The organism is Mucilaginibacter psychrotolerans (assembly GCF_004519315.1).
In the GTDB taxonomy this organism is placed as follows: domain Bacteria; phylum Bacteroidota; class Bacteroidia; order Sphingobacteriales; family Sphingobacteriaceae; genus Mucilaginibacter; species Mucilaginibacter psychrotolerans.
Genome location: NZ_SOZE01000020.1, coordinates 13,150 through 39,049, shown reverse-complemented (window position 1 = coordinate 39,049; position 25,900 = coordinate 13,150). Strand labels below are relative to the sequence as shown.

Annotated in this window: 24 protein-coding genes and 1 tRNA gene; 11 read left to right on the top strand and 14 right to left on the bottom strand. The window is 45.6% G+C overall.

The genetic code is table 11. The annotated features are described in order from the left end of the window. Window positions 1-70 precede the first annotated feature (70 nt). The 4 genes from E2R66_RS18185 to rnr all read right to left on the bottom strand — a co-directional run bounded on the left by E2R66_RS18185 (window position 71) and on the right by rnr (window position 5,331). A complete protein-coding gene (locus E2R66_RS18185) occupies window positions 71-1,675 on the bottom strand; it encodes a M1 family metallopeptidase (protein ID WP_133233181.1) in 1,605 nt (534 codons plus the stop codon). Window positions 1,676-1,687: 12 nt separating this feature from the next. Further along, the gene (locus E2R66_RS18180) at window positions 1,688-2,125 is read right to left on the bottom strand and encodes an energy transducer TonB (RefSeq protein WP_133233179.1); all 438 of its coding nucleotides are present in this window, start codon (window positions 2,123-2,125) and stop codon (window positions 1,688-1,690) included. Between the two features lie 12 nt (window positions 2,126-2,137). Continuing rightward, window positions 2,138-3,112 carry a polyprenyl synthetase family protein gene (locus E2R66_RS18175; RefSeq protein ID WP_133233177.1) on the bottom strand — a complete coding sequence of 325 codons (975 nt, stop codon included), beginning with the start codon at window positions 3,110-3,112 and terminating at the stop codon, window positions 2,138-2,140. A gap of 77 nt (window positions 3,113-3,189) precedes the next feature. Then, complete coding sequence (gene rnr / locus E2R66_RS18170; protein ID WP_133233175.1) at window positions 3,190-5,331, bottom strand: ribonuclease R; 2,142 nt, start codon at window positions 5,329-5,331, stop codon at window positions 3,190-3,192. Window positions 5,332-5,565: 234 nt separating this feature from the next. On the opposite strand from rnr, the gene E2R66_RS18165 reads away from it, so the two are divergent. Both E2R66_RS18165 and E2R66_RS18160 read left to right on the top strand, forming a co-directional pair. Next, window positions 5,566-6,960, top strand: a complete 1,395-nt coding sequence (locus tag E2R66_RS18165; RefSeq protein ID WP_133233173.1) for a tetratricopeptide repeat protein — start codon at window positions 5,566-5,568, stop codon at window positions 6,958-6,960. Between the two features lie 71 nt (window positions 6,961-7,031). Further along, window positions 7,032-7,727 carry a DUF92 domain-containing protein gene (locus tag E2R66_RS18160; RefSeq protein ID WP_133233171.1) on the top strand — a complete coding sequence of 232 codons (696 nt, stop codon included), beginning with the start codon at window positions 7,032-7,034 and terminating at the stop codon, window positions 7,725-7,727. Here E2R66_RS18160 and E2R66_RS18155 read toward each other — a convergent pair. The 4 genes from E2R66_RS18155 to E2R66_RS18140 form a co-directional block, all read right to left on the bottom strand. Next, window positions 7,720-8,976 (bottom strand): aspartate kinase, encoded by a 1,257-nt coding sequence (locus tag E2R66_RS18155; RefSeq protein ID WP_133233169.1) that lies wholly within the window; start codon window positions 8,974-8,976, stop codon window positions 7,720-7,722. The two genes, E2R66_RS18160 and E2R66_RS18155, sit on opposite strands and share 8 nt — an antisense overlap. Continuing rightward, window positions 8,963-9,793, bottom strand: coding sequence for a DUF3298 and DUF4163 domain-containing protein (locus tag E2R66_RS18150; protein ID WP_158288443.1), 831 nt, complete (start codon window positions 9,791-9,793; stop codon window positions 8,963-8,965). Before E2R66_RS18150 ends, E2R66_RS18155 begins: the two co-directional genes overlap by 14 nt. 4 nt (window positions 9,794-9,797) lie before the next feature. Further along, the gene (locus E2R66_RS18145; RefSeq protein ID WP_133233165.1) at window positions 9,798-10,340 is read right to left on the bottom strand and encodes a GNAT family N-acetyltransferase; all 543 of its coding nucleotides are present in this window, start codon (window positions 10,338-10,340) and stop codon (window positions 9,798-9,800) included. A gap of 236 nt (window positions 10,341-10,576) precedes the next feature. Next, on the bottom strand, window positions 10,577-11,260 hold the full coding sequence (locus E2R66_RS18140; protein ID WP_133233163.1) for a YggS family pyridoxal phosphate-dependent enzyme: 684 nt from the start codon (window positions 11,258-11,260) through the stop codon (window positions 10,577-10,579). A gap of 42 nt (window positions 11,261-11,302) precedes the next feature. On the opposite strand from E2R66_RS18140, the gene E2R66_RS18135 reads away from it, so the two are divergent. The 3 genes from E2R66_RS18135 to E2R66_RS18125 all read left to right on the top strand — a co-directional run bounded on the left by E2R66_RS18135 (window position 11,303) and on the right by E2R66_RS18125 (window position 15,200). After that, window positions 11,303-11,695 (top strand): DUF4296 domain-containing protein, encoded by a 393-nt coding sequence (locus tag E2R66_RS18135; RefSeq protein WP_133233161.1) that lies wholly within the window; start codon window positions 11,303-11,305, stop codon window positions 11,693-11,695. Then, window positions 11,676-14,039: an endonuclease MutS2 gene (locus E2R66_RS18130; protein ID WP_133233159.1), complete on the top strand. Its 2,364-nt coding sequence runs from the start codon at window positions 11,676-11,678 to the stop codon at window positions 14,037-14,039. The genes E2R66_RS18135 and E2R66_RS18130 overlap by 20 nt, the downstream gene beginning before the upstream one ends. Before the next feature lie 78 nt (window positions 14,040-14,117). Next, on the top strand, window positions 14,118-15,200 hold the full coding sequence (locus E2R66_RS18125; RefSeq protein WP_133233157.1) for an SGNH/GDSL hydrolase family protein: 1,083 nt from the start codon (window positions 14,118-14,120) through the stop codon (window positions 15,198-15,200). A gap of 123 nt (window positions 15,201-15,323) precedes the next feature. On the opposite strand, the gene prmC is transcribed toward E2R66_RS18125, so the two are convergent. Continuing rightward, window positions 15,324-16,196 (bottom strand): peptide chain release factor N(5)-glutamine methyltransferase, encoded by an 873-nt coding sequence (gene prmC / locus E2R66_RS18120; RefSeq protein WP_158288442.1) that lies wholly within the window; start codon window positions 16,194-16,196, stop codon window positions 15,324-15,326. 33 nt (window positions 16,197-16,229) lie between these two features. Between prmC and ribD the strand changes: the two genes are divergently transcribed. From ribD to E2R66_RS18105, 3 genes are read left to right on the top strand one after another with little or no spacing between them, the layout of a single operon-like run. Then, window positions 16,230-17,285, top strand: coding sequence for a bifunctional diaminohydroxyphosphoribosylaminopyrimidine deaminase/5-amino-6-(5-phosphoribosylamino)uracil reductase RibD (ribD, locus tag E2R66_RS18115; RefSeq protein ID WP_133233155.1), 1,056 nt, complete (start codon window positions 16,230-16,232; stop codon window positions 17,283-17,285). Continuing rightward, complete coding sequence (locus E2R66_RS18110) at window positions 17,285-18,154, top strand: DMT family transporter (RefSeq protein ID WP_133233153.1); 870 nt, start codon at window positions 17,285-17,287, stop codon at window positions 18,152-18,154. The genes ribD and E2R66_RS18110 overlap by 1 nt, the downstream gene beginning before the upstream one ends. Next, window positions 18,155-18,769 (top strand): IMPACT family protein, encoded by a 615-nt coding sequence (locus E2R66_RS18105; protein ID WP_133233151.1) that lies wholly within the window; start codon window positions 18,155-18,157, stop codon window positions 18,767-18,769. It begins immediately after the preceding gene. A gap of 15 nt (window positions 18,770-18,784) precedes the next feature. On the opposite strand, the gene E2R66_RS18100 is transcribed toward E2R66_RS18105, so the two are convergent. Further along, window positions 18,785-19,108 carry a hypothetical protein gene (locus E2R66_RS18100; protein ID WP_133233149.1) on the bottom strand — a complete coding sequence of 108 codons (324 nt, stop codon included), beginning with the start codon at window positions 19,106-19,108 and terminating at the stop codon, window positions 18,785-18,787. A 166-nt stretch (window positions 19,109-19,274) separates the two neighbouring features. Beyond that, on the bottom strand, window positions 19,275-20,120 hold the full coding sequence (locus E2R66_RS18095) for a helix-turn-helix transcriptional regulator (protein ID WP_133233147.1): 846 nt from the start codon (window positions 20,118-20,120) through the stop codon (window positions 19,275-19,277). Window positions 20,121-20,257: 137 nt separating this feature from the next. Here E2R66_RS18095 and E2R66_RS18090 point away from each other — a divergent pair, with 137 nt between their 5' ends. Continuing rightward, window positions 20,258-21,241 carry a phytanoyl-CoA dioxygenase family protein gene (locus tag E2R66_RS18090; protein ID WP_240049345.1) on the top strand — a complete coding sequence of 328 codons (984 nt, stop codon included), beginning with the start codon at window positions 20,258-20,260 and terminating at the stop codon, window positions 21,239-21,241. Between the two features lie 173 nt (window positions 21,242-21,414). Here the strand turns inward: E2R66_RS18090 and E2R66_RS18085 are convergent. Beyond that, a tRNA-Lys gene (locus E2R66_RS18085) sits at window positions 21,415-21,487 on the bottom strand. A gap of 190 nt (window positions 21,488-21,677) precedes the next feature. Here E2R66_RS18085 and E2R66_RS18080 point away from each other — a divergent pair. Both E2R66_RS18080 and E2R66_RS18075 read left to right on the top strand, forming a co-directional pair. After that, window positions 21,678-22,361, top strand: a complete 684-nt coding sequence (locus tag E2R66_RS18080; protein WP_133233145.1) for a heme exporter protein CcmB — start codon at window positions 21,678-21,680, stop codon at window positions 22,359-22,361. A gap of 312 nt (window positions 22,362-22,673) precedes the next feature. Continuing rightward, window positions 22,674-23,312, top strand: a complete 639-nt coding sequence (locus E2R66_RS18075) for an NAD(P)-dependent oxidoreductase (protein ID WP_133233143.1) — start codon at window positions 22,674-22,676, stop codon at window positions 23,310-23,312. Between the two features lie 149 nt (window positions 23,313-23,461). Here the strand turns inward: E2R66_RS18075 and E2R66_RS18070 are convergent, their stop codons facing one another. Together E2R66_RS18070 and E2R66_RS18065 are read right to left on the bottom strand one after the other, a co-directional pair. Beyond that, a complete protein-coding gene (locus E2R66_RS18070) occupies window positions 23,462-24,160 on the bottom strand; it encodes a response regulator transcription factor (RefSeq protein WP_133233141.1) in 699 nt (232 codons plus the stop codon). Next, the gene (locus E2R66_RS18065) at window positions 24,153-25,808 is read right to left on the bottom strand and encodes a sensor histidine kinase (RefSeq protein ID WP_133233139.1); all 1,656 of its coding nucleotides are present in this window, start codon (window positions 25,806-25,808) and stop codon (window positions 24,153-24,155) included. The genes E2R66_RS18070 and E2R66_RS18065 overlap by 8 nt, the downstream gene beginning before the upstream one ends. Window positions 25,809-25,900: the final 92 nt, after the last annotated feature.

Genomic DNA, 25,900 nt, shown 5'->3' with positions numbered 1-25,900 from the left:
CAGTTATTCAACGTTTTTTCTCCGCAATAAAATTACCAAACGTTCATTTGGTAAATTACCGCAGATAGTTCTATTCATAAATCACCCGCTTAAAATACCAGCCATCGGCATCTATAACCGGCATGGTTTTGCTGCTGATGGTAATGCCTTTGCTATCTACCACCATACGCTGAGTGCCCGCATCGGTAGTGATGTCTACAGGCAACGGCATACTAATGTTGTTGAGCTTAACCAGGTACTTGTTGTCGCCCCGTGTGGGTGTAACGCTTATTTCCAACTTGTCGGTAGTACGAAGGAACATATCGAACAGGGGCTTGAGGCTTTTGCCATAGGCCGCGCTGAAGTATTGCTCCACATCGTCGCTATTGCTGAGGTTGCTATAGGTGTGTTTCGGGTCGATAGCGAAACCTTTCAGGGTAGGGAAGAAGAGACTATCGCCCATTACGTAGTTGATGGTATGCATAAAAAATGCCCCCTTGCTGTAGATGTCGCCATTGTAAGCCGATTCCTCGTCGATATCCTTACCCAATACCAGCGGTAACTTGTTTTGGAAGCTTTTGGCTGATTTCTTAAAGAGATTGATATATGCAGGCTTGCCCGCAAAATCCAGGGTAAAAAGGGCGTCTGCATAGGTGTTGATGCCTTCGTGGATCCAGTAATCCGCCCAGTCAATAGCGGTTACTTTATTGCCCCACCACTCGTGGCCAAACTCATGGTGCAGCAGCCCGTCGTAATCCTGGTTCCCAACTTTCACGTACCTGAATTTATTGCCATAGGCCACCATGCTTTGGTGTTCCATGCCCAGGTGCGGCGTTTCTACCAGGCCTACTTTCTCTTTAGCCCAAGGGTATTCGCCAAAGTATTTTTCCTTTTCGTGGATGGTTACTTCGAACATATCCATCAGTTTATTAGCCTTGTCGGCATGTTCATTCAGTACATAAAACCAAATGGGCACTGTATTGCCGGCTACGCTTTTGTAGGAGCGTTTAACCAGCTTATAATCGCCCACGTTGAACAGGATGCTGTAGTTATTGATGGTGTAATTGGTTTTCCAGTGGAAGGTGGCTTTATCGCCTTTCTTGGTAGTGCTTATTAATAAACCCGGACCGGCAACTACCAAGTCCTTAGGCACCGTGATAATCAAATCTGCGCCCTCGTTAGGTTCGTCAGATGGATGATCCTTACAAGGGAAGTACACTTTGCCGCCTGTGCCTTCGGCGGTAATGGCCAGCCAGTTGTGGCCGGTGCTGTCGCGGGTAAAGGTAAATCCATCGTCCCATGGCGGGCGCACGGCTATGTGCGGCTTGCCGCCGTAAACCACCTTTACACTTGCTTTTCCCGCTGCCAGCTCTTTTACCGTGTTTATGGTTATCATATTGCTTTTATAAGTAAACGGTTCTTTTTTACCATTCACCAATACAGCACTTACGTTTAGCGAATCCAGCAGGTCGAATAACAACGCATGCGTCGGCTTCGCCAAAAGCAAGTCGATAGTTGCGTAACCATCGATGGTTTTGTGCTCGAAGTTCACATCCAGCGCAATATTATAATGCCGGATATCCATATTGGCCTGCTCAGGCTTTAACACACCGCCGGAGGTGATTTTGCTTTTCTGGGCGGAGGCGGTTAGACTCAACGCACAAAAAATGGTGATGAGGTATGGTTTTATTTTCATAGTATCCTGATTTTATTTTAGACTAAAAGCAATAGGCAATGTCATTCGATAGCTGGCCGGTGCGCTACGTTTTGCCAAAAGCTTCCGGCCAGGTATCCAGAGTGGTGAACTTTTAATAACCCGTAGAGCTTCGTTATCATAATCATGGGCTAACGATTTTCTTAGCGTGAACCCTGATAATTTGCCATTCTTCTCCACAGTAAATTCCACCACAACTTTACCCTCGCGTTTAGGTCCTGTTGGCCAACGTAAGTTTTTCTTTATAAAAGTACTAAGTGCCGCTTGTCCTCCTGAAAAACTTGGGTATACGTCAATGCCCTCACTATCGGGAGATAGTACTTTATCTGTTTTCTGGGAATTGGTGTTCGCCTTTTCTTTGAGCTGATTTGATTGCGCGCAAACTGTTGCCGATGCAAACAATCCCATCAACATCAGCAAAGTCCAATTCATAACCTCAATATACTAATATTCCCTCACCAGCAAGCCGTCGGCAAAATCGCGAAGGTATTGTTTGCTGTCTTCGGGGAGGTTGATTAGCTCCAGAGCCTTAAATGCTTTTTCGGCGTAGGCCTGCATTTCTTCTTCGGCGTATTGGCGCACATTTACCTTGTTGTAGATTTCCGTAACAGCAGCTACTTTGTCGGCAGCATCGAAGGTTGTGAAGGTTATCCAGCGTTGCAATTCTTCGGCATCGAAGCCTTGTACCAGTTCTAATGCTTTTATCAGCAGGTAGGTTTTTTTATTGGAGATGATATCACCGCCAACCTGTTTGCCAAATTTTAGCGGGTCGCCATAAACATCAAGGATATCGTCTTGCAATTGGAAGGCAATACCTAGGTTCACGCCGAAATCAGACAATAACTCCGCATCCTTATCATCCGCCTCGCCAATCAATGCACCAATTTTTAACGCACCGCCAAGTACCACCGCCGTTTTAAGGCGTATCATGTTGATGTATTCGCTGATACTAATATCGTTGCTGGTCTCGAAGGTCATGTCCAACTGTTGGCCTTCGCAAACGCCTACAGCGGTATCATTAAAAATATCCAATACGCGACGCAGGATGTTATCGCGCACCTCCATCATCAGTTTATAGCCTTCTATCAGCATCACGTCGCCGCTCAGGATGGCCACATTCTGGTTCCATTTTTCATGCACCGTAGCGCGACCTCGGCGGATAGGGGCGTTATCCATAATGTCGTCATGCATCAGCGTGAAGTTATGGAACACCTCTATAGCCAGTGCAGGGGGAAGGGCTGCTTCCACATCGCCGCCAAATAGGTCGCAGGCCATGAGTAATAGAGCCGGGCGCATGCGCTTGCCGCCGATAGACAAAATATAACTTATCGGTTCGTAAAGTTCGGCCGGATAGGCGGGGTATTGCAGTTTTTCTACGGAGGTTGCAATAAGGGATTGCAGGTCTTCGAGTTTTCTCATGTGTTGGTTAAATGGTGAGTGGTTGACTAGGTGAATAGTAAAACCACTCACCTCTCAACCGTTCACCACTCACTAAATTAATTGGTTACTAAGCTAAAATCTATTTGTTTCTTGGTCAAATCTACGTTCTTTACGCGGATACTTACTTCATCGCCAAGCTGGTAAACCTTCTTTTTGCGCTGGCCAATAATGGCGTAGTTCTTTTCGTCGAGGGTGTAAAAATCATCGCTGATATCGCGCAGGCGTATCATGCCCTCGCATTTGTTTTCGATGATCTCCACATACATGCCCCATTCGGTAACGCCCGAAATAATGCCGGTAAATATGTTACCCACCTGGTCTTTCAGGTATTCGGCCTGTTTGTATTTCACCGAAGAACGTTCCGCATCGGCAGCTTTCTTTTCCATTAGCGAGCTGTGCTTGCAAAGTTCTTCATAATGGTCGCCGTTTACACTTTGCCCACCGTTAAGGTAGTGGAACAGCAAGCGGTGTACCATTACATCGGGGTAGCGGCGTATAGGCGAGGTAAAGTGCGTGTAATGGTCAAATGCCAACCCGTAGTGGCTGGATGTTTTAGTAGTGTAAATCGCCTTCGCCATACTGCGGATAGCCAGATGGGTAAGCACGTTCTGCTCTTTTTTACCTTCAACATCCTCCATTAGGTAATTGAGCGATTTGGCGATTTCCTTATCCGATTTGGTATTGATCTTATACCCAAATCTTGCCGCAAACTGTGCGAAGTTGGCGAGTGCATCGGGCTTGGGGGAGTCGTGGGCACGGTAAACAAAGGTGTACTTATGCTTGCCTTTGCCCATTTTGCTCACGTATTCGGCTACTTTTTTGTTAGCCAGCAGCATAAAATCTTCAATCAGCTTATGGGCATCTTTCCGCTCTTTTACGTAAACACCAGTTGGTTTGCCGGTTTCATCCAGCTTGAATTTCACTTCGGTGGTTTCGAAGCTAATGGCACCTGCTTTGAACTTACGTTCGCGCAGCTTATAGGCCAGCGCGTTTAATGTTTCTATTTCTTCAGGGTAATCGCCGGTTTTGGTTTCTATTACGTCCTGCACTTCCTCGTAGGTAAAACGCCTGTCGCTATGGATAACGGTTTTACCAAACCACTGCTCAATCACATTGGCGTTATCGTCCATCTCGAACACGGCGGCAAAACAAAGCTTATCTTCTTTTGGGCGCAGGGAGCAAAGCCCGTTCGATAAACGCTCGGGTAGCATGGGTATCACCCTGTCTACCAGGTATACCGAAGTGCCGCGCTCGTAAGCTTCCTTATCCAGGGCCGAATCGGGGATGATGTAATGCGATACATCGGCAATGTGTACACCTATCTCGTAGTTCCCGTTATCCAGCTTTTTGTAGGAGATAGCATCATCAAAATCTTTGGCATCGAATGGGTCGATGGTGAAGGTAAGCGTCTCGCGGAAATCCCTTCGTTTGGCAATTTCTTCTACAGATATTTCGGCTGGGATCTCCTCGGCATCCTTCTCTACTTCGGCAGGGAAGGAAAGCGGGAAACCGTACTCAGCCAAAATGGCGTTCATTTCGGTATCGTTCTCACCCTGGTTGCCCAATACATGCTTGATACGACCAATTGGGTTTTTGGCGCCTGCCGGCCAGTCGGTAATTTCTGCTACAGCTTTGATGCCGTTTTTGGCACCATTAAGATCAGGGATGGGAATGAAGATATCGTGCATCATCTTCCGGTCGTCGGGCACAAAGAAGGCAAAACGTTCGGATAGTTTTACCACGCCGGTAAACTCCATCTTGTTACGTTGCAATATCTCTATCACTTCGCCCTCCTGGCGTTTGCCCTTACTGATGGCATACACGTAAACCTTTACTCTGTCGCCGTTAAGAGCGTTGCGCAGTTTGCGAGGTGCTACGAAAATATCCGTTTCTGCTGGGTCGTCGGTAACGATGAATGCTGAGCCGTCGTTGGTCAAATCGACCTTGCCTTCCACAAATGTTTTCAACTCCAGCAACTGGAATTTGCCGGGGGAGATTTCTTTTAAAACGCCCTTAAATGCCTCTTCTTTTAATACATCAAATATCACTTCGCGGGCATCCGGGTCGCGCACATTGAGTTTCGCCGAAACTTGTTTATGGTTGAGCGGTGTATTGCCGTTTTGTTCGAATATATCCAGTACCATTTGCGTAAGCACCTGGTTGATGGATGAATTGCCTTTTTTCTTCTTTTTAGACATAGGTATTTGCTAACGCTGCTAAGATACGGAAAGTACCGTTAGGGAGGATTAATTTGGGAAGAATGCACTTACTTATACAAAGGATATGCAAAACTGGACCTTACCAGCGGGTTAATTGGCTGTTGTGTTTGACACGTTTTGTTTTATAGGAAATAACAGACGTACAGGTTAATTATTTATTATCGTTTTTTCATAGCTTTAGAAGCGCCAAAATACAACGCTTTCTAATACCCTATGACCGCTATTGCACAACGTTTATCAATGCTTATTTGTGCGCTGGCCCTCATGGTCTGCTGTAAGCAGAAACCGGCAGGAAAAACCTCAACCCCATCAAATAGCAATGAAATACAGCAGCTTATTAAAACAGGCGAGAGGCTGGAAAATGCACATGCAGATTCGCTTCCTGCCGTTGCTGCCCGGTTGCTTGAAATAGGGCAGGCAGGCGGTAGTAAAAAGGCTATTGTGTATAGTAGGATCTTTACCGCGCATTACTTGTGGATGTCTTCCCGGCACGAGGAATCGATGACTGCCGCAGTAAAGTGCCTGGCGGATATAGAAAAATACGATATCAATGAAGCTTACCCGGAGATATATGGTTTGATAGCCAACCTGCATAAAGAAAGCACTAATTTTAAGATGGCCTTCCAGGCGCAGGAAAAGGGGTTGAAATGGGCCATCGCTAATAAAGATACCGCAGCGATAATTGGTAACCTAAGCATGAAAGCGATGTTTATACACAGTTACCGCAAAGGGCACGGTGTTGATAATACCCTGCCGGATAGTTCGATAAATGTGCAGATAAGGGCGCTGAAGGTAGCCGAGTCCAGCCCGAAGTATGAGTTGTTGCGCATCCCGCTGTACGATAATGTGGGTCAATACTATTTGGATAATAAGGATTACAAACGCGCCATTGTTTACGCAGCAAAAGGCGTAGAACTGGCAGAAAAATACGATCGCAAGCGTTCCCTTACCTACGGCTATTGCTGGCTTGGCCAGGCGCTGTTTTTCACCGGCGGAAGGCAAGAAGGCATGGAGTATTTAAACAAGGCCCTCGATATTACCCGTGCCATAAAAGAGCCATACCGCGAAATGGAGATATACGAGCATATGTACGATTGCTACTTGTATGCCGGTGATTATAAAACCGCGCTGGGTTTGTTGAGCAAGGCAAAGCAAATGCGCGATTCGGTACGGGTAAAGGTGAATGAAGTGAAGCTTAGCGAACTGCAGATAAAATACGAAACAGCTAAAAAGGATAAGGAAATTGCCGAGATGGATCAGCGGCAAACGCGCAGGAACCGGCAGCTAATCGTTACCGTAGCAGGCTGCTTGCTGTTTATCGTGTTCAGTATTATATTGTTTTTGCAGTACCGCATTATCCGTAAGGATAACCAGTTGCGCATCATCAGTAGTTTGCGTAAAGATAAAGCGCTGGAGAATATCGCCTTTATCCAATCACACGAGTTGCGCAAGCCGCTGGCATCTATACTTGGATTGATTACAGTGATAAAGTTATCGGAGCAACATGTAGACCCTGAAGCCTTGGATAAACTGGAAAAAGCTGGCGAGGACCTGGATACCGCCATCCGGTCTATTATCGTACATGTGGAAGAGGAGGCGAAGGGCTGAAAGTACCCTGGCATTCTCATGTTTGGTACCATCCTTTAAATTTGCTGATAATTCCTCAAATTCGCAGCCGTATGCCCATTGCCAATATCGTTTTCTGCGCCATACTTCCTTTAGTACTGCTAATTGTTTACAAGCTGCGTAAACTTACTTTGAAAGGCACGCTAACCGGCGGCCTGATTGCCATTGCTATTTTTATCGGCGCAGGTGCTATGGGCGTTGCTTTGCTTGCGACTTTCTTCGTGTTAGCTACCCTCGCCACGGCATGGAAAAAGATAACCAAAGGTAAAACCCACCCGCAAATACGGAATGTGGCGCAGGTATTGGCTAATGGAGGGTTGGCGGCTTTGTTAGCCGTGCTCATATTCATAATGCCTGCATACGGCAACCTGCTTGCCATTTTGCTGGCAGCCGCTTTATCGTCGGCCACGGCAGATACGCTCTCTTCGGAGTTGGGCGTTGTTTACGGCAGGCGGCATTACCATATCATCACTTTTAAGCCCGACGAAAGGGGCAGGGACGGTGTAATCAGCCTGGAAGGTACGCTGATTGGCGTAGCAGGATCGACGGCCATCGCAACTGTTTACGCGCTCTTCTACGGCTGGGGCAATAGTTTTTGGGTGATTATTATAGCAGGCACGGCGGGCAACCTGTTCGATTCGGTATTGGGTGCGACGCTGGAGCGCAGGGGGTATCTAAAGAACGATGCCGTCAATTTCCTCAATACTCTTTTCGCTGCCCTTATTGCCTGGGTTCTCCTGCTTATTTGATCACCACCTGTGCCGTATTGCGGTTGGTTTGTTTCATCAATACCGTTTTGCCTTCGGTTATTTCCGCCAGTGCTTCATCGGTATAATGGCGCAGGGTTATCAGCGTGAGGTCGTCGTTATACTTCACCTTAAAAACCAGCTTTAATGCCGCCAGCAATTTTTCGAAACGCCCGGGTACAAGGTCAATGCAGGCCGTAAAGCTCAAAGCCGAAGTCTGCATTACATTTACCTTAACATGGTTTGCCGCAAACAGGCCGAATATCTCGCTGAGGTGACTTTCCGAAATAAAGGAATAATCCTTAGCCGACACTGATAACAGCACCTGCTTTTGCTTCACAATGATAACCGGTTTGGCAAAGCTATTCACAACATTGTCTTTTATGACTGTACCCGATGCATCAGGGTCTGTGAAGGGTTTTACCAATAGGGGGATACCTGCGTTTTGCAGAGGTTTAATGGTTTTGGGGTGGATAACGCTCGCCCCGTAATAAGTCATCTCTATGGCCTCCTGGTAGCTTAGTTCATCGAATTTGATGGTATCGGCAAAATGCTTCGGATCGGCATTCAGTATGCCGGGCACATCCTTCCAGGTGGTAACGGATTCTGCACCAATGCAGGAAGCGATGATGGATGCGGTATAATCAGAGCCTTCGCGCCCCAGCGTGGTGGTGAAGTTCTCCGATGTACCTCCCAGGAAACCCTGGGTAACTACTACGCTTTTCTCCAGCATATCGGGTAAGTCGTTTTGGATGCTGGCCCGGGTTTTATCCCAATCAACCACGCCTTCGCGGTAGGTATTATCGGTATGGATATAGCCGCGCACATCCAGCCATTTACTGGCTATGCCTTGCTGGTTAAGCCAGGCATTTACAATGCGGGTAGAAACCAGTTCGCCAATGGATACGATCTGGTCGTAAATAAAATCGTAATCATCGTGCGGCTCGTCTTCTATCATCCAGTCGATTTCTACGAAGGCGTTAGCTACCTCATCGAATACCGGGTGCCCCGTCTCGAATAATTCCGAAAGGATATGAAAGTGATAAGCCTTTATTTCTTCGAACAGCTCATGTACGTCGCCCTCGCCGTTTACATAGGCATTGGTAAGCCGCTCCAAAGCGTTAGTGGTTTTACCCATGGCCGATACCACAACCAGCAATTGCTTACCGGCATATCGCCCAACTACATTGGCTAAATTGATTACGCCCGGCGCATCTTTTACAGAAGCACCTCCAAATTTAAATACCAGCATTTTTTTCTATGTATTGCGCAACCACCGAATGTGGTTTTATGAGTGTTCTTAATTGTGCCCAGGGTATATTCAGCTCGGTTTGCCCGGCTACGTAGGGTTTTATTTCGTATTCGTTATACAGGAATCGAATACCGGTTGGCGTAAAAAGGTAATTTTCGTTAAGCGCGAATTTATTATCCTTAAAAAAATAGTCCTGTTCAAGAGAAGCATTATCTGCAAGTTTCTCATCCTTCCTAAAAATGCGTTCACCAATAATGTTTAACTCTTTTTCTGAATTAGGCAAAAGAATATCGTTTAGATAAACAACCTTTTTCGTCTTTGGATTCCAATTGATAAATGCGTCAAATCCCGAGCCGTGCGCCCCACCTGAAAATGAATAGGTGCCATACCTAATCGCTATAAGGCAACTGTCCTGATTTACTACCTGGGCATATTCCTGAAGATCAAATGCAATATTCTTTCGCTCATCATCTTTTTTATATTCCTCATAGCTCTTGAAAAAGGTGCTTATCATTGTCTGAAACGAGGAATCAGGCTTTTCGTCGCCGTTCGCCCCCAGGTTTAATAGTCTATTCTTAAGCGTATCGTTTAACGCATCCTGGCCCTTAAAAACCGGATAGCTTATCTCTGCCATCGTACAGGTGCTATCGGGTCCGGTACTGCAATCTTTTGCTCGTTCACGAATAGTTTTCATCTCATACAAAACCGTATCCGTAAAAATATCCGGTTCAACTTTGGTTTCCGGTTTACCAAAATTGCACGAGGCCAAAAACATCAGCACAACACCTATCCCCAACATCCCCCTCATCACTTTCATCCCCTTAAAAATTATTGATCTGTTCTTTGCTAAGCGAGGCATTCAGCCAACCGGCTTCTATGCTTGCCTCGTATTTTTTATAGAATTGTATGGCGGGTTCGTTCCAATCAAGCACCTGCCAAACCATGCCGCTGAAACCCAGTTCACGGGTTTCCTGTATCAGCCTATCGAACAGCAACTTACCCAGTCCTTTACCACGGTGACTTTCCGTAATCACCAAATCTTCCAGGTAAAGGCGCTGCCCTTTCCAGGTAGAGTAGCGTATATAGTACAGCGCAAAGCCGACGATGATGCCGTCATCTTCTACCACAAAGGCCTTCCAAACCGGCTTCGGCCCAAAACCAGCCTCCTCCAGTTCGGTCAGTGTTGCGGTAACGGCGTCCGGCTCTTTTTCAAAGATAGCCAACTCGATAATCAATTCTAATATGCGTGCGCAATCAGCTTTAACGGCTACTCTTAGGCCAGCCCCCCCCGCCCCCTGAAGGGGGAGCTTTTGCAGTCCCCCAACCCCCTGAAGGGGGAGTTTTTGATTTTTTTGTTCTTCCATATGTGGATGCCTCAATTGAAGCTATTCTGTAAATCCTTAAAATTCGTTTAACTGCGAAGCCCTCTTGAGTGCCTTAAAAAATAAATAACTGCGAAAAATTCGAGTCAGACAAGAATCCTGTTTAATCCTTCAATCCCTTAATCGTGTCAAATTCGAGTCAGGCAAGAATCAGGTTTAATCCTTCAATCCCTAAATCGTGTCAAATTCGAGTTCAGACAAAAAATCCTGTTAATCTCTTAATCCCTTAATCGAGTCACTCTTGCCCCAAAAATGGTACTGCCCAACCTCACCATATTGCTACCCTGCTCAATAGCAAGCTTATAATCTGCTGACATGCCCATCGATAGGGTATCGAACGATACCTCCTTGCGGAAGAAGCTGGCTTTTACACCATCGAAGAATGTCTTCAGTTCGTAGTATTCATCCTTTATCTGCTTTTCATTATCGGTATTGGTTGCAATGCCCATCAGGCCACGGATGCGGATATTCTTCAAGGCAGCATATTCCTCGCTGCGCAAAAGTTCTATGGCCTCGTCAAAACCCAGGCCGTATTTGGTGTCTTCATCGGCAATATATATCTGCAAAAGGCAGTCGATGATACGTTTATTCTTTTCAGCATGCTTATTTATTTCCTGCAGCAGCTTCATGCTGTCTACAGATTGTACCATGCTAATGAAGGGCGCTATGTACTTTACCTTATTGGTTTGCAGGTGGCCTATCAGGTGCCATTCTATATCTTTTGGCATGGTTTCGTGTTTTTCTACCAGTTCCTGCACCATGTTTTCGCCAAATAAACGTTGTCCTGCATCATAGGCCTCCATAAGTTCTGCCGCGGGTTTTGTTTTAGAAACAGCCAGCAAAGTAACGTTTGTACCTTCGGTTTCCTTTTTTAGGCTTTTGATATTATCTGCAATGCTCATTTATCCGTAAATTTGTTTTTGATAACGCCGCTAAATTACAGAATGCATAAATATATCATCTTGTTTTTTTCAGTATTGATGCTTTTTGCCGCTTGCAGTGGTAATAACGCCCCTGAAGGTACCATTGCCGAGGAGCCCATGATAAGCTTGCTTACCGATGTACACCTCACTGATGGCAGCCTGTACAGCGTAAGCCAAACGCCAGATAGTTTATATAAATATGGCTCGGCGCGGTACAAAGCATTGTTTAAAAGGCATCACACCACCGATAAGCAATTTAAGGCGAGCCTGAAGTATTACACTACCCAGCCGGTAAAAATGCTGGAGATGTATGATCGTGTAAGCGCCAATATACAGGCAAAAATAGATTCGTTAAATAAAAAAGGCCGGTCGAATACCGCGCCGGGAAACAAAAATGCTATACCCGTTAAATAGTGCCGATAAACTCGGCTTTACCGAGATAAAGGAACTGATAAAGGCACATTGCCTTAGCGTAATGGGCCAGCAAATGGTGGATAAGATACAGGTAATGAGTAATTATGACCTGATAGCCAAATTCCTTAACCAGGCACATGAATTCAAGAATATCCTTCAGAACGACGATGCGCTGCCCATCAACCATTTTTACGATATAAAATCACTGGCCAATAAGGCCAGGATAGAGGGTGCTTTCCTGTCAGAAGAAGAGTTCTTCCAGGTGCTGGCGTCGCTTACTACGGTTTTTGCAGTAATTGCCTATTTCAACGAGCGGAAAGACGTGTACCCTAACCTGGAAGCGCTTTTTGAGCACCTGCCTATCGAAAAGGCTATCATCCGCAAGATAGACCAGGTGATAGACCCCAAAGGGAAAATCCGTCATAACGCCTCGCGAGAGTTGATGGAGATTACCAGCGGCATTGCTAAAGCCGAACAGGAAGCGCGTAAGAAGATAGACCAGATATTTAAAGCGGCCAGTGCAAGCAACTGGACCGCGGATGGCTCGCTCACCGTGCGCGATGGTCGCCTTTGTATCCCCTTACTGGCCGAGAACAAACGAAAGTTAAAGGGCTTCATCCATGATGAATCGGCTTCCGGGCAAACGGTTTATATGGAACCCGAGGAAGTATTCTCGCTCAATAATCGGATTCGCGATTTGGAATTTGACCGCCGCCGCGAAATTATCAAGATACTTACCGGGCTGACCGATGAACTGCGGCCATATGTGCCGTTGTTGTTATCATACCATGGCTTGCTTACTAAGCTCGATTTCGTGCGTGCTAAAGCGCTGTTTGCGATAGATATAGAAGCCGAAATGCCCAAGGTGGTGAACGAGGGCCGGTTTACCTTTTACAACGCGCGCCACCCCTTGCTGTACCTCAACTTTAAAAAGGAGAATAAGACCGTTGTGCCGCTTAACGTTTCGATAGATGAAGGCACGCGAATTATCGTAGTCTCGGGCCCCAATGCGGGTGGTAAATCTGTTTGTATGAAAACGGTTGGCTTGCTGCAGATGATGGTGCAGGCCGGTTTATTGATACCCGCCAGCGCCGATAGCGTTGCGGGGGTATTCAAGCAACTGTTCGTAGATATCGGCGACGACCAATCCATCGAAAGCGATTTAAGTACCTATAGTGCGCACTTATCTAAAATGAAATATTTTGTGGAGGGTGCTAATGGCAAAACGCTGATACTTATAGATGAGTTTGGTACCGGTACCGACCCGCAATTTGGCGGACCGATTGCCGAGGCTGTGCTGGAAGCACTGAACCATAAAAAAGTGCGCGGAATGGTAACCACGCACTACTCAAACCTGAAAATATTTGCGAGCCACACCGAAGGGATAGAGAACGCCTCAATGTTATTTAACAATACCGCTATGCAGCCTTTGTACATGCTGGAAGTTGGTAAGCCCGGTAGTTCGTACGCCTTTGAGATTGCACAAAAGATAGGCCTGCCGCAAAATGTATTGAACCTGGCCCGAAACAAAATAAGCGCAGGCCAAAAAAAGGTGGATAGTTTACTGGTTGACCTTGAGCGTGAGAAGAAGGAAATATTCGATACCAAGCAACAGCTAGACAGGCAACAACGCCACGTAAACCTTTTGCTGAAAGAGAATGAAGAGCTGAAGAGCTTTTTAGATGAAAATCGCAAGTCATTGATGAAGGAGGCTAAGCAGGAAGCGAAAAACATTATCCTGAACGCCAATAAACTGGTTGAAAACACCATTGCCGAGATAAAAAGCAGCAACGCCGATAAAGAAGTAACTAAAACGCTGCGCGATACACTCACTGCTGAAGTGAAAAAGAACACGTTTAAGGCAGAAGCACCCAAAGCGGCGGCAGCAACCGATGAGGAAATTAAAGTAGGCGACTGGGTGAAATTGACCGACGGCGACACCACCGGCCAGGTAATGGAGCTGATAAAAGATAACGTAGTAATTGCCATGGGTGAACTGCGCACGGTAGTGAAACGCAAACGGGTAGAAAAAGTGGCAAAATCTACCGTGCCTAAAGAAATAAGGCGCAGCAATATTGGCCATACCAGTGATATTGCTAATTTTAGCCCGGAGATAGACGTACGCGGCATGCGTACAGAAGATGCGCTGTTCGCAATAGAGAAACTGTTCGACAGGGCTTTGATGATGGGCTTCGCTACTTTAAAAATTCTCCACGGCAAAGGCGACGGCATCCTACGTAAAATGATCAGGCAGTATTTGAAAAAATACGAACAGGTTGATAGGATGGAAGATGAGCACGCAGATAGGGGTGGCCAAGGTATAACTTACGTTTATTTTAAGTAATTTGGTCTGTCGCCTTTTAATTTAACCCCCAAATCATCCTTGAAATAAAATAGATTTGATATCATAAATATATTATCGATGAAACGATTCAGCATCTTTCACTTAATTGTCGTAATTGGTTTTTGTTTTTCTATTAGCTGCACGGCCGAAACCGTAGTTTCCTACAGCGACCCCAATATCCATTATATGGGCCGTGTGGGGATTAAAAATGATGCTGTAGAACTCACCTGGTCAGCCTCTTCGGTTGTTATCAATTTTGAAGGCACTAGCGCAAAAGCTACGCTTGATGATAATACCGGGCAGGATTTTGTAACCGTGGTGGTTGATGACAAAATGGTGAATACCATACAGCTAAAGAAATATAAAAAAAAGTATGAGCTGGCATCAGGTTTACCCGCCGGTCCCCATAAACTAGAGCTTTTTAAGCGTACCGAGTTTGCTATGGGTAGCATGTTGTTTTATAGTTTTACGCTTAATGATAGTGCAAAAGTTTTGCCCCCACCCACCTACAAGCACAGAATTGAATTTTATGGCAATTCTATCACTTGCGGTTATGCTATAGAAGATTTGGAGGGTAAAGACCGCGGCACTTACCAATTTGAAAATGGATACAAAAGCTATGCAAATATTACTGCGCGTCATTTCAACGCCGAGTACTATTGCATTGCTAAAAGCGGTATTGGGGTTACCGTGAGTTGGTTTCCGTATGTAATGCCCGACATTTATGACCGTACAAATGCACTTGATTCAACAAAATTGTGGGATTTTAGTAAGTATACGCCAGAGGTAGTGGTTGTGAACCTTTTCCAAAACGATTCGTGGATATTGAAGCAGCCCGATAATGCGCAATTTAAGGCCCATTTCGGCGATACGCCGCCTTCGGATGAGTTTATTATCAATGCCTACCAGAACTTCATCGGGAAAATCCGGGGCAAATACCCAGATGCCAAAATCGTATGTGCTTTAGGTGCCATGGATGCCACTAAAGAAGGTTCGCCATGGCCGGGGTATATCAAAGAAGCGGTAAAACGCATGCATGATAAAGGCATCTACACCAACTTCTTCCCCTACAATGGCACAGGTAAGCATCCCAATGAAGCCGAGCAAAAAGTAATGGCAGCTAACCTGATTAAGTTTATTGAGAAAAAGTTTAAATGGTGATTACGGTATAGACGCAATATTTTGCGTCTATACACCGAAATGACTTAAAAATCAATATTTTGCGTCTCTGAATTGCATGACCGATTTGCGTGCCCGGAGGCGCAAAATATTACTTCTCTAGGGTTATAATGACGCTTTTATCATCCTGTCCCTGCCACTCATATCCTTCCGCAACTCAATGTTAATAAAACCTTTATTGGCTAAGAGCTCAACCGTTTCCTGTCCAAACGCTTCGTTTATCTCGAAGAAAAGCAGGCCGCCTGGTAAAAGATTATTCCGGGCGAAATCGGCAATGGCATCATAAAACAGCAACGGGTTATCTTCCGGCACAAATAAAGCAGTATGCGGCTCGAAATCGGTGACGTTGGCATGCATCAGCGTCTTATCCTGCAGCGTAACATATGGGGGGTTACTTATGATAAGTGAATAGTGAGTAGTGAGCGGAGATTGGTTCAGGATGTCGGTTTGAATAAATTCAACATCTACCTCATTGATTACCGCATTTTGCTTAGCGGTTTGCAAAGCATCCGCAGAAATATCCAATGCCGTCAGCGCGGCATCCGGCAGGTTCTTTTTCAGGCTAATGGCAATGCATCCGCTGCCCGTACCAATATCCAAAATGCGTAAGGGCGTTTCCTCAATGCCCGCCGCCAGCTGCAAACTACCCACTGTCTCCAGCGTCCATTCAACCAACTCCTCTGTCTCCGGTCGGGGTATCAGTACTGCCGGGTTTACCAGAAAAGTTAGTCCATAAAACTCCGTGCTGCCTAAAATATATTGCACGGGCTTGCCCGTTTTTAGTTCTGCAAGGATGCTTCCAATGTTTTCCAATGCTTCAGATGGAACATCGTCCTCGGGGAATGCTTTTAATTTGGCGCGTGATATATCCGTTATCTCGCTCATTACCATCAGTGTTATAGCCTCAGCTTCATGAGCACCATAAAGCTCATCTAAACCTTGGTGGAAATTGAAGAATACATCCCTGATAGTTTTCATGCAACAAAGTAACATAAAAGCTACTTTTGTACCATGCCGCAACACCAAATATATATGCAGCGCTGCCTGGAACTTGCCGCTTTGGGCGCAGGCCATGTTAGCCCGAACCCCATGGTGGGTGCAATAATCGTGCACGAGGACAGGATAATAGGCGAGGGGTATCACCGCCGATACGGAGAGGCACATGCCGAAGTAAACGCCGTTAACATGGTCATAAACAACCATGCTAATTATGCCGACTTGATGCAAAACTCCACCATCTACGTGTCGCTGGAACCCTGTGCGCATCACGGCAAAACGCCCCCCTGTGCAGATTTGATTATCAGGCACCGTATCCCCAAAGTAGTGGTGGGTTGCCGCGACCCTTTCCCGCAGGTGGATGGCAAGGGGATAGAAAAGCTACTTGCAGCAGGTATTGAGGTTACCGTAGGGGTGTTGGAAAAAGAGTGCCGTTGGCTTAACCGTCGCTTTTTTACCCGTGTACAAATGCACAGGCCATACATTATACTAAAATGGGCGCAAACCGCCAATGGCTTTTTTGCACCCGCCGATGGCAGTCAGCATTGGATAACCGGCCCCGAAAGCCGTAAACTGGTGCACCAATGGCGTGCCGAAGAAGACGCAATTTTAGTTGGCAAGAACACTGTACTGGCCGATAACCCGCAATTAAACACGCGTTATGCCGAAGGAAAATCGCCAAAACGTGTGGTTGTAGATCGCAGGCTGGAATTGTCATCGGATTTAAACATTTTTGACCAAACGGTGGAAACTCTGATTTTTAACGAAATAAAAACCGACATTGAGGGCAAAATAAAATATATCGCCCTGGAAGATTTCGACCGCTATGTACCGCAGTATATGATGTATCAATTGTACCTGCAGGATATCCAGTCGGTAATCATAGAGGGTGGGGCGCGCACCTTAAATTCGTTTATAAAAGCCGGATTATGGGATGAGGCCCGTATTTTAACCGGACCGGACGCTTTAACCAATGGCATACCGGCACCAAATATAAGCGGCGCTAACAGGGGGCAATACCCCGTAGGAGTTGACCGTTTGCAAGTTTATTATAATCAGCCTAAAAGCTAATGTTATACGTTTTCCTGAGTGTTTGTTGCAGCGTAATTGTGTCGGTTTTGTTAAAACTGGCCAGGCGCTATAGTATTGATATTTCGCAGGCCATCACCTGGAACTACCCGGTGGCTGTCCTGCTTACCTGGTTCTTCTTCCGTCCACACGTAAACCTGGAGGTATTTAAGACCGGGCCTATATTGGTGTATGCCGCAGTGGGTATTTTGCTGCCGGTTATATTTATGGTGATGGCATCATCGGTACGGGTGGCGGGCATCGTGCGTACGGATATTGCGCAACGTTTATCGCTATTGATTCCCCTTGTAGCGGCCTTCTGGTTATTCAACGAAACACTTAATCCGCTCAAGATGGTAGGCGTAATTGTTGGTTTTGCTGCCATCCTTTGCTCGATACCCTGGCAAAAGCAAACGGCCAACCGAAGGGTATTGAGCAATGCCTGGTTTTACCTGCTCATCGTTTTCCTGGGCTTTGGGGCAATAGATATTTTGTTTAAGCAAGTTGCCGCTTTTAAGGCCGTGCCTTATACCACCTCGCTTTTCCTGATACTGATACTGGCGTTTATCATAGCATTCGTCAGCCTTATTTTTCGTGTGCTCACCAAAGGTGCGCGCATTTCCTGGCCGCATGTGATGTTCGGTTGGATAATCGGGGTGGCTAATTTCGGCAACATTTTGTTCTACCTTAAAGCGCACCAGCAACTTTCGGCAAGCCCGTCGTCGGTATTTTCTGCCATGAACATTGGTGTGATAACTGCCGGCGCAATAGTGGGTTTGGTATTGTTTAAAGAACGGTTAAGCCTGCTCAACAAAATCGGCATAGGGCTGGCCATAGTCGCTATTATCATAATAACTCTCTCTCAAAATTAAATGCTTTTCGACGATACGTACAAAACAATTGCCTCTGCAAGCGAAGGCGTTTTTCGCGACCGTGGTAGCAAATTCCTCGGCTACGCTTATCCGGTTTCGTCGGATGTTGATATAAAGCCCCTCGTTGCCAAACTAAAGGCCGAACACCCTAAGGCCAACCATCATTGCTGGGCCATTAGGCTGGGTATAGATAGGTCCGTTTTTCGCGTGAATGACGACGGCGAGCCTTCGGGTACCGCAGGCAGGCCCATTCTTAATACGCTGCTATCTAAAAACATAACTAATGTGTTGGTTGTAGTAGTGCGTTATTTCGGCGGTACGCTTTTGGGCGTTCCGGGCTTGATCAATGCTTACAAACTGGCTACCGAGGCGGCCCTGGAGCAAGCGCAGATTGTTGAAAAGACGGTGAACGATGTTTATACGATTACCTTTGAATATGCTTTGATGAATGATGTGATGCGCATCATTAAAGAAGAGCACTTACAGGTGCTGGAGCAAATTGCCGAACTGGATTGCAGTATTAAATTTTCGGTACGCAAAACCCAGGTAGAGCAAGTAATGGGCAAGTTAAATACCCACAAAGGGCTCAAGTTACAATGGGTTGGCGCGCAATAATTTGATAAAGCCCTCTTAGTGTACGAGGATAGCTTTTGTATTTGGTGCAGCCGCTGTAAACAAGCGATGAAAGAAGTTCTTTAATTGCGCTAAAAACGATGGCTGTTGTATCGGCGTTATTGCTATAATTTCTTCTTCTTGTTTTGGCCCTTCTGAGGGGTGCTCCATCTCGTGCATTTCTTCCAGTATGCTTTCTCGGATGGCTGGGTCGCGGTTTACGATTTCGTCGAGCTCGGTCAAATCGTTGAAGTTGGCGGTGCCGTTGCGTTGTTTTTTGATAAGGATATCGAAGCGTTCCTGTAAAAAAGTACGCCTGATGAGGGGCCTGTTATTTTTCATAATGCACCAAATATGTGTATTAACAACAAACTAAATGCCATGGTTACAATGTATTGATTGTTAGTTTATTGGTAGATTATTAAACCTATTATTGTTCATAAACGATACAACGGTGTGTGCGGTTTTGTAACGGGGTAACCACGCTGTTATAGTTAAAAGCCGTCTTCTAAATCAACCTGCTCTTCTTAAACTCCGATGGGTTTTGGCCAACCAGCTTATTAAATAATTTGTTGAAGTATGACAGACTGTCGAAGCCTACGGCATAGCAGGTTTCGGTGATATTCTTGTCCTGCATCAATAGGTTTTTGGCAATATCTATACGGTACTGGTTCACAAAATCGGTAAAGGTGATATTTGTCTGGCGTTTAAAGTAACGGCAAAAGGCGGCAGTCGTCAAATTCACTTTACCGGCCACCACATTCACATCGGGCTTTCGATTGTAATTTGCATCAATATATTCGTAAATGGCACCCATGCGTATCTTATCCTTCAGGAAAAATTGAATACTGATGTCGTCGGCATTCAGGATGGTAAACTCATTGGATCGGGCCAGGATGTTGAATACCTTTATCAACTCTATTAGTTGCTCAAAAGAATCAAGGCTTGCTAATGCTTTCAGATTTTCGGTAACGATGGCTTTTGTTTCGCCATGAAACGCTATGCCATAGGCTGCTTTTTTAAATAGCTGATTAATGACCGCCAACTCCGGCGATGTACCGATGGCATTGCCAAGGAAATCTTCGCGAAGCTGGATAACGATCTGGTGGTAATCGCTGCGCAGGCGGTAATCAAAATTGAGGTGGGGGAGGTTGCTGCCTATAAATACCAAATCGCTTTGCGTATAACTGCTAATATGCGAGCCTACATGGCGTATCCCTGCATCAGCCTCTACATAAACCAGCTCAAATTCGGGATGATAATGCCACAAAAAGGTGTTGCGCAACCTTGGCGAAAATAGTTTGAACGATTTGCCGGGTTCAAAATCCACCCGCTCTAATTGTATCTCATTCATGCAGTATTGGCTTAATTACCGGCATTAATTTAACAATTATGTCAATACAGAGCAAATTTTGGTCATTATGCAGGATATTTCTGCATTAAGCTCGGCATACCTTTGTTTTATCAAAACGAAGCAAAACCAATAAAACCATGATATCAGAACAACAAACTATGGCTAATACCATGATAGCCCCCGGACCCCAAAATGCACATAAGGAGATACCGGGCAACCCATCCACCGCAAAGTCAAGCCAAATGAAACTAAACGACCGCAGCAACGGCAAACCCTTGCAGGTGCTGAGCGAGGATGACTGGAAATTTTGGATTGAGAATGGCTACGTAGTGATCAAAAATGCCGTACCGAGCGATCAAGCCGAGAAACTCGCTGCCTACTTGTGGGAATACGAGGGAAAAGATGCCAACGATATAGAAACCTGGTACAAAAGGCCAAACGCCCAAATGCAGATGAAAGAGCTAAACAATACCGGCATGGTGGAGATTTACAATCACCAATTGATGTGGGATAACCGGCAGACTCCGCGGGTGTACCAGGCATTTGCAGATATATGGGGTACAGAAAAACTTTGGGCTACGATAGACAGGGCTAACCTCAACTTCCCGCTGCGCCCGGGGTTTGAGTACAAAGGCTTCATTCACTGGGATTACGATCCCGAAACCAAACCCCAAAACGTGCAGGGCGTACTGGCCCTTGCCGACCAAACCGATGAAACGATGGGTGGTTTCCAATGCATCCCGGAGTTATATCGCACCTATGATACCTGGAAGCTTAGTCAACCCGAAGACCGCGACCACTACAAACCCGATCCCACAGGTTTCGATTTGGTAAAAGTTAAGCTGGAGGCAGGTGATCTGCTTATTTTCAATAGTCTGCAGCCGCATGGTATCCGCGCCAACACCAGTGGCAACAAGGTACGTATAGCGCAGTACATTGCCATGATGCCTGCCCAGGAAGATAACCAGGAACTGGTAGACTGGCGCATAAACAGCTGGCAAAGCCGCGAAGCCATGCAAGGCTACGCCTTCCCCGGCGATCCATTGGAGCGCGAAAAACAAAATCCAATAGCCGAACTAACCGACCTCGGCAAAAAACTGCTCGGTTTAGAAAAATGGTAATGATTTTGTTTGAGGTGTGGAAATGAAGCCGATGGAATTTGCATATTCTACCACGATGAATAGGATTGGGGGACGGTTGTGAAATATAAGCCTCAAAACGCCCAAATACACCCGCTTTGTGAAACCAAAAACAGCCTTTACGTTAGTGTAAAGGCTGTTTTTGATATTGGGGGTGACCCGGGAGAGATTCGAACTCTCGACCCAATGATTAAGAGTCATTTGCTCTACCAGCTGAGCTACCGAGTCGTACTGGTGCCGGTATTTTTTTACCGGGTTGCAAATATACAGCTTTATGTGAGCAATCAAACAGCTTTTTGTCAATATGCTGCCAGAAAATTAATTGCTTGCTGCGAAGACTGGCGACAGGGTTTATGCGGCAAGTATTCACAACAACCACGGCTCAACCATCGGTACAATAATTAGTATATTTGTGCCGATGAGCCTTTTTAACCAAACCGTCAACCTGCTTAAGAAAGAGATCATACTGGAATGGCGATCCAAATACGCCTTCAATGGCGTGCTGTTGTATATCGTATCTACGGTGTTTATCTGCTATATATCATTCAACCTTAACCCGGGGTTTAAAAACAGCAGTGGTTATCCCATTGTGTGGAACATCCTGTTTTGGATAATTATGCTGTTTGCATCGGTAAATGCTATTGCCAAAAGCTTTATGCAGGAGAGCAAGGCCAGGTTGCTATACTATTATACCATTGCACACCCGCAAGCTATTATTCTTTCTAAAACCATCTATAACATCTTGCTGATGGGGCTGTTAAGCGTACTGGCCCTGGTCGTTTACATGCTGTTTTTTACCAATACCGTTGGCGATTTGCTGTTTTACTTCCTTGCGGTATTGCTAGGCAGCATTAGTTTTTCCACCGTTTTTACTATGATATCGGCCATTGCCTCAAAAGCCGGCAACAACGGCACACTGATGGCGATATTGAGTTTTCCGGTTATCATACCCGTTATCCTTATCCTCATCAAAATAAGCAAAGCCGCGATGGACGGGTTGGATAGGGGCCTCAGCCTGGGTAACATCGGCGTACTGGCAGCTATCAACGTCATCGTTATAGCTACCTCGCTGCTGCTGTTCCCGTATCTATGGCGGGATTAGGTTGAAGAAGTTGGAGAGGTTAAAAAAGTTAGAAGAGTTGTGACAAGTTAGAAAGGTTAGGAAAAGTTAGAAAGGTTGGAGAGGCAAAATCCCTGGAAAATCCCTTAAATTTCTTTGATTTTCTAAAAAAATCAGGAAATTTTGATTCAAAATCCTGTTCAGTCCTTAAATTCCGAAATCCTGTCTATCTTTGGCTTATTAAAATCTCTTTATAAATATCCCAGTCTTTTACGCCGCCGCTAATGGCGATGTATCCTTTATGCCCAACCGGCATAACACTCATTTTCTATTTTCATTTTTATAAAGAACCATATGCAACTACATACAAAAGTCGCTGTTATAGGCGGCACCGGTAAGGCCGGTAAATACCTTGTTAAACAATTACTTGCTCATCATATACCTATCAAACTCCTGCAACATCAATCCGTAACGGTGCACACAGATAACCCGCTGATTGAAATTTTGGAAGGCGACGCACGGGACTACGATGTTTTGCTAAACCTGCTTGCAGGCTGCACTGCCGTAATCAGCACCGTTGGCCAACCTGCCGGCGAGCCACCGGTATTCAGCGATGTAAGTGCCAAAATTTTAAAAGCGATGGATAGGCTCGGCATCAAGCGATACATAGGTACCACAGGGCTCAACGTTGATACACCTTCCGATAGTAAGGGCCCCAAAACCAAGTTCGGTACCGAGTGGATGTACCAAAACTACCCAAAAACCACTGCTGATAAGCAGGTGGAATACGAATTGCTTGCAGCCAGTAACCTCGACTGGACGCTGGTGCGCCTCCCCATGATACAGCAAACCGATGACTTGCCCGATGTTATTACCAGTCTACAGGATTGCCCCGGTGATTACATCAGCGCATCAAGCCTGGGTAAATGGATGATAACGCAGCTAAGCAGCGATGAGTTTCTGCGGCAGGCACCGTTTGTTGCTGATAAGTAATTAGTTAGAAGGGTTGGAAAGGTTAGAAGAGTTAGAACTATACCTAGTTGGGGTTGTTAAAGGCACCGACTTTTCTAACCTTTTCAAACTTCTTTAACCTTTCCAACTTCTTCAACCTTTTTAACCCTTCCAACCTTTCTAACTTAAGACTACCACACCAGTTTGTACCCTACACCACGGATGTTGATGATCTGGATGTTGGGGTCTGCGGCTAAATGGCGGCGTAACTTGGTTATGAAAACATCAAGGCTGCGGGCGTTGAAAAAGGTATCATCGCCCCAAATGGTATCTAACAGAATTTTACGGGTTAAAACTTCATGCTGGTTTTTGCACAGCAATTTTAGAATTTCACTTTCGCGGGCGGTGAGCTGCCAGGTATTAATGCCTTGCTGCAGGGTGTTTTTGGCGGGGTTAAATAACAGGTTGCTTATTTGATACTGCTCTTTAACCAGTCTATCACTTGGTTTTAATGCCAGCAGGCGATTTGTGCTCAACAGTACCCGCATCCGCACAATTAGCTCTTCCACGCTGAATGGCTTTTTTAAATAATCGTTTGCGCCGCTTTCAAAACCCGCCACCACATCCTTGGGTTGCGATTTGGCCGTGAGGAAGATGATGGGCGTTGTTTTATCAGCCTCGCGTATTTTGCGGGCCAGCTCAAAACCATCCATTTTGGGCATCATTACATCCAGCGCTAAAATATCGGGCTTATATTCCTTATATTTCAGCAGCGCTGCTTCGCCGTTGGCACATAGTACCACCTCAAAGCCGGCCTCTTCCAAACTTTCGCGCACAATATGCGCCAGTGCCAGCTCATCTTCGGCCAGTAGTACTTTTATTTTATCCATTTTTGATGGGAATAGTTACGGTAAACTCGCTTCCTTTGTTCACCTTGCTGTTTACCGATATCTTGCCGCCATGGGCCTCTACCATGTATTTAACGTAATTGAGCCCCAAGCCGGTTCCTTTCACATTGTGTACATTTCCCGCCGGTACACGATGGAATTTATCAAAAACGTGTTTAATATGCTTTGCAGGTATGCCCATGCCGTTATCTTTTATCGAAAAAACGGCGTATTTATGCTGTTTTGTTAAGTCTATTTCAATATCCACCGGCTCGGTTGCATATTTAATAGCGTTATCTACCAGGTTGAGCATCACATTGCGTAAATGCATTTTATCGGCCTCTATTGCGGTAATTCCATCACGATTGATGTAAGTGATGCTTACCTCCTTGGCCGTTTTTTGTTTTTCGGCTGCTATCAGCTCATTCATCAGTTCATCAATAGCTATCCGCTCCTTTATCAATACCACCTTTTTGCGCTCAAATGCGGCAACATTCAGCACTTTGGTTACCAACCCGTCGAGCCTGCTTAATTCATTCCTGGATGTTTGGAGGTAGCGTTGCGTTTTTTCCGGGTCGTTCAAGCCATTGAACTTCTGCAAGCCTTCTATGGCAACGGTTATGGTGGCAATAGGGGTTTTCAGTTCGTGCGTCATATTGTTAATAAAATCATCCTTCAGCTCAGTCAGTTTTTTTTGCTGAATGATGGTGCGGATGATGTAGAACAGGCAAAATTTGGTAAAGACGATAAGCAAAGCCGATAAACCCAGTATGATGACCATTTCGCTTAAAATACCTATTTGAGCACGATTGAAGCGGGCACGTACATATAAAACGTCCTTGTCGGAATGCTCTAGAAACACGAAGCCGTGGTATTTATAGGTGAACTGCTCCGTTTCGCTGTAGCGAAGTTGGTCAATAACATGAGGGCCGGGTTCATCTGCGGGAATAGGTTTGTCGGAAAAGTCCAAATCGAAATCGAACTTTCGCATCCTGGGATGCATTTGTTGTAAAGCTTTCTTAAAATAGTAATTGAGCTTTAAGCTGTCGGCCTTCCGGTAATTGGGTGGCATCTCATAGGTGCCTTTGTCCGGCAATGATCTAATTGCATCTAAGCGTTTATTGAGTGTATTAATACTCCTGCCGGGATGCGCTTTATGGTAGGCTATTTCGTCGAGAAAATTCCCCATCGTATCCTCCATCCCCAAAAGCGTTATCAATTTTTCCATCAACATTGGCTGATAAAAAGAGATCTCTGTAAGTACCTCCGGAATGCTTGCCCCGGCACGGAGTCTCTTTTTATAAAAGTTATAATCCGGTATAGTGGTGTTATAGGGCTGATTGCCGAAATTTGTGTACTTGTTGGCAACGGATATTAACATCACCAGGTGGGCCGTATCTGCACTTGGCAGGGTATCGAATTTGATGGTGATTCCGGGTGCCGAAAGCCGCTTTACCATTACCACCCTAATGGAGTCGAAATAGTCTTTCTTGCAACTATCCAGAGCGCGCTGCATGGCGATATTGATGTCGCCATCGAACTTTTCTTTATTGAGTTTGTAGGCCGTAAAACTCCAGTACAGTTGCAGCACAATTATGCCGGTTAATAAAATAGCAGTTAAAAATAATACGATATACAGTTTCTTTTTCATGATTTTGATTGCTTAAGGTAAAAGTAATCCGCCCAAAAGCAACCGGCCCCTTCTGTTAACATTCGTTAAGGTTAAATAAGGATGGGTAAGGT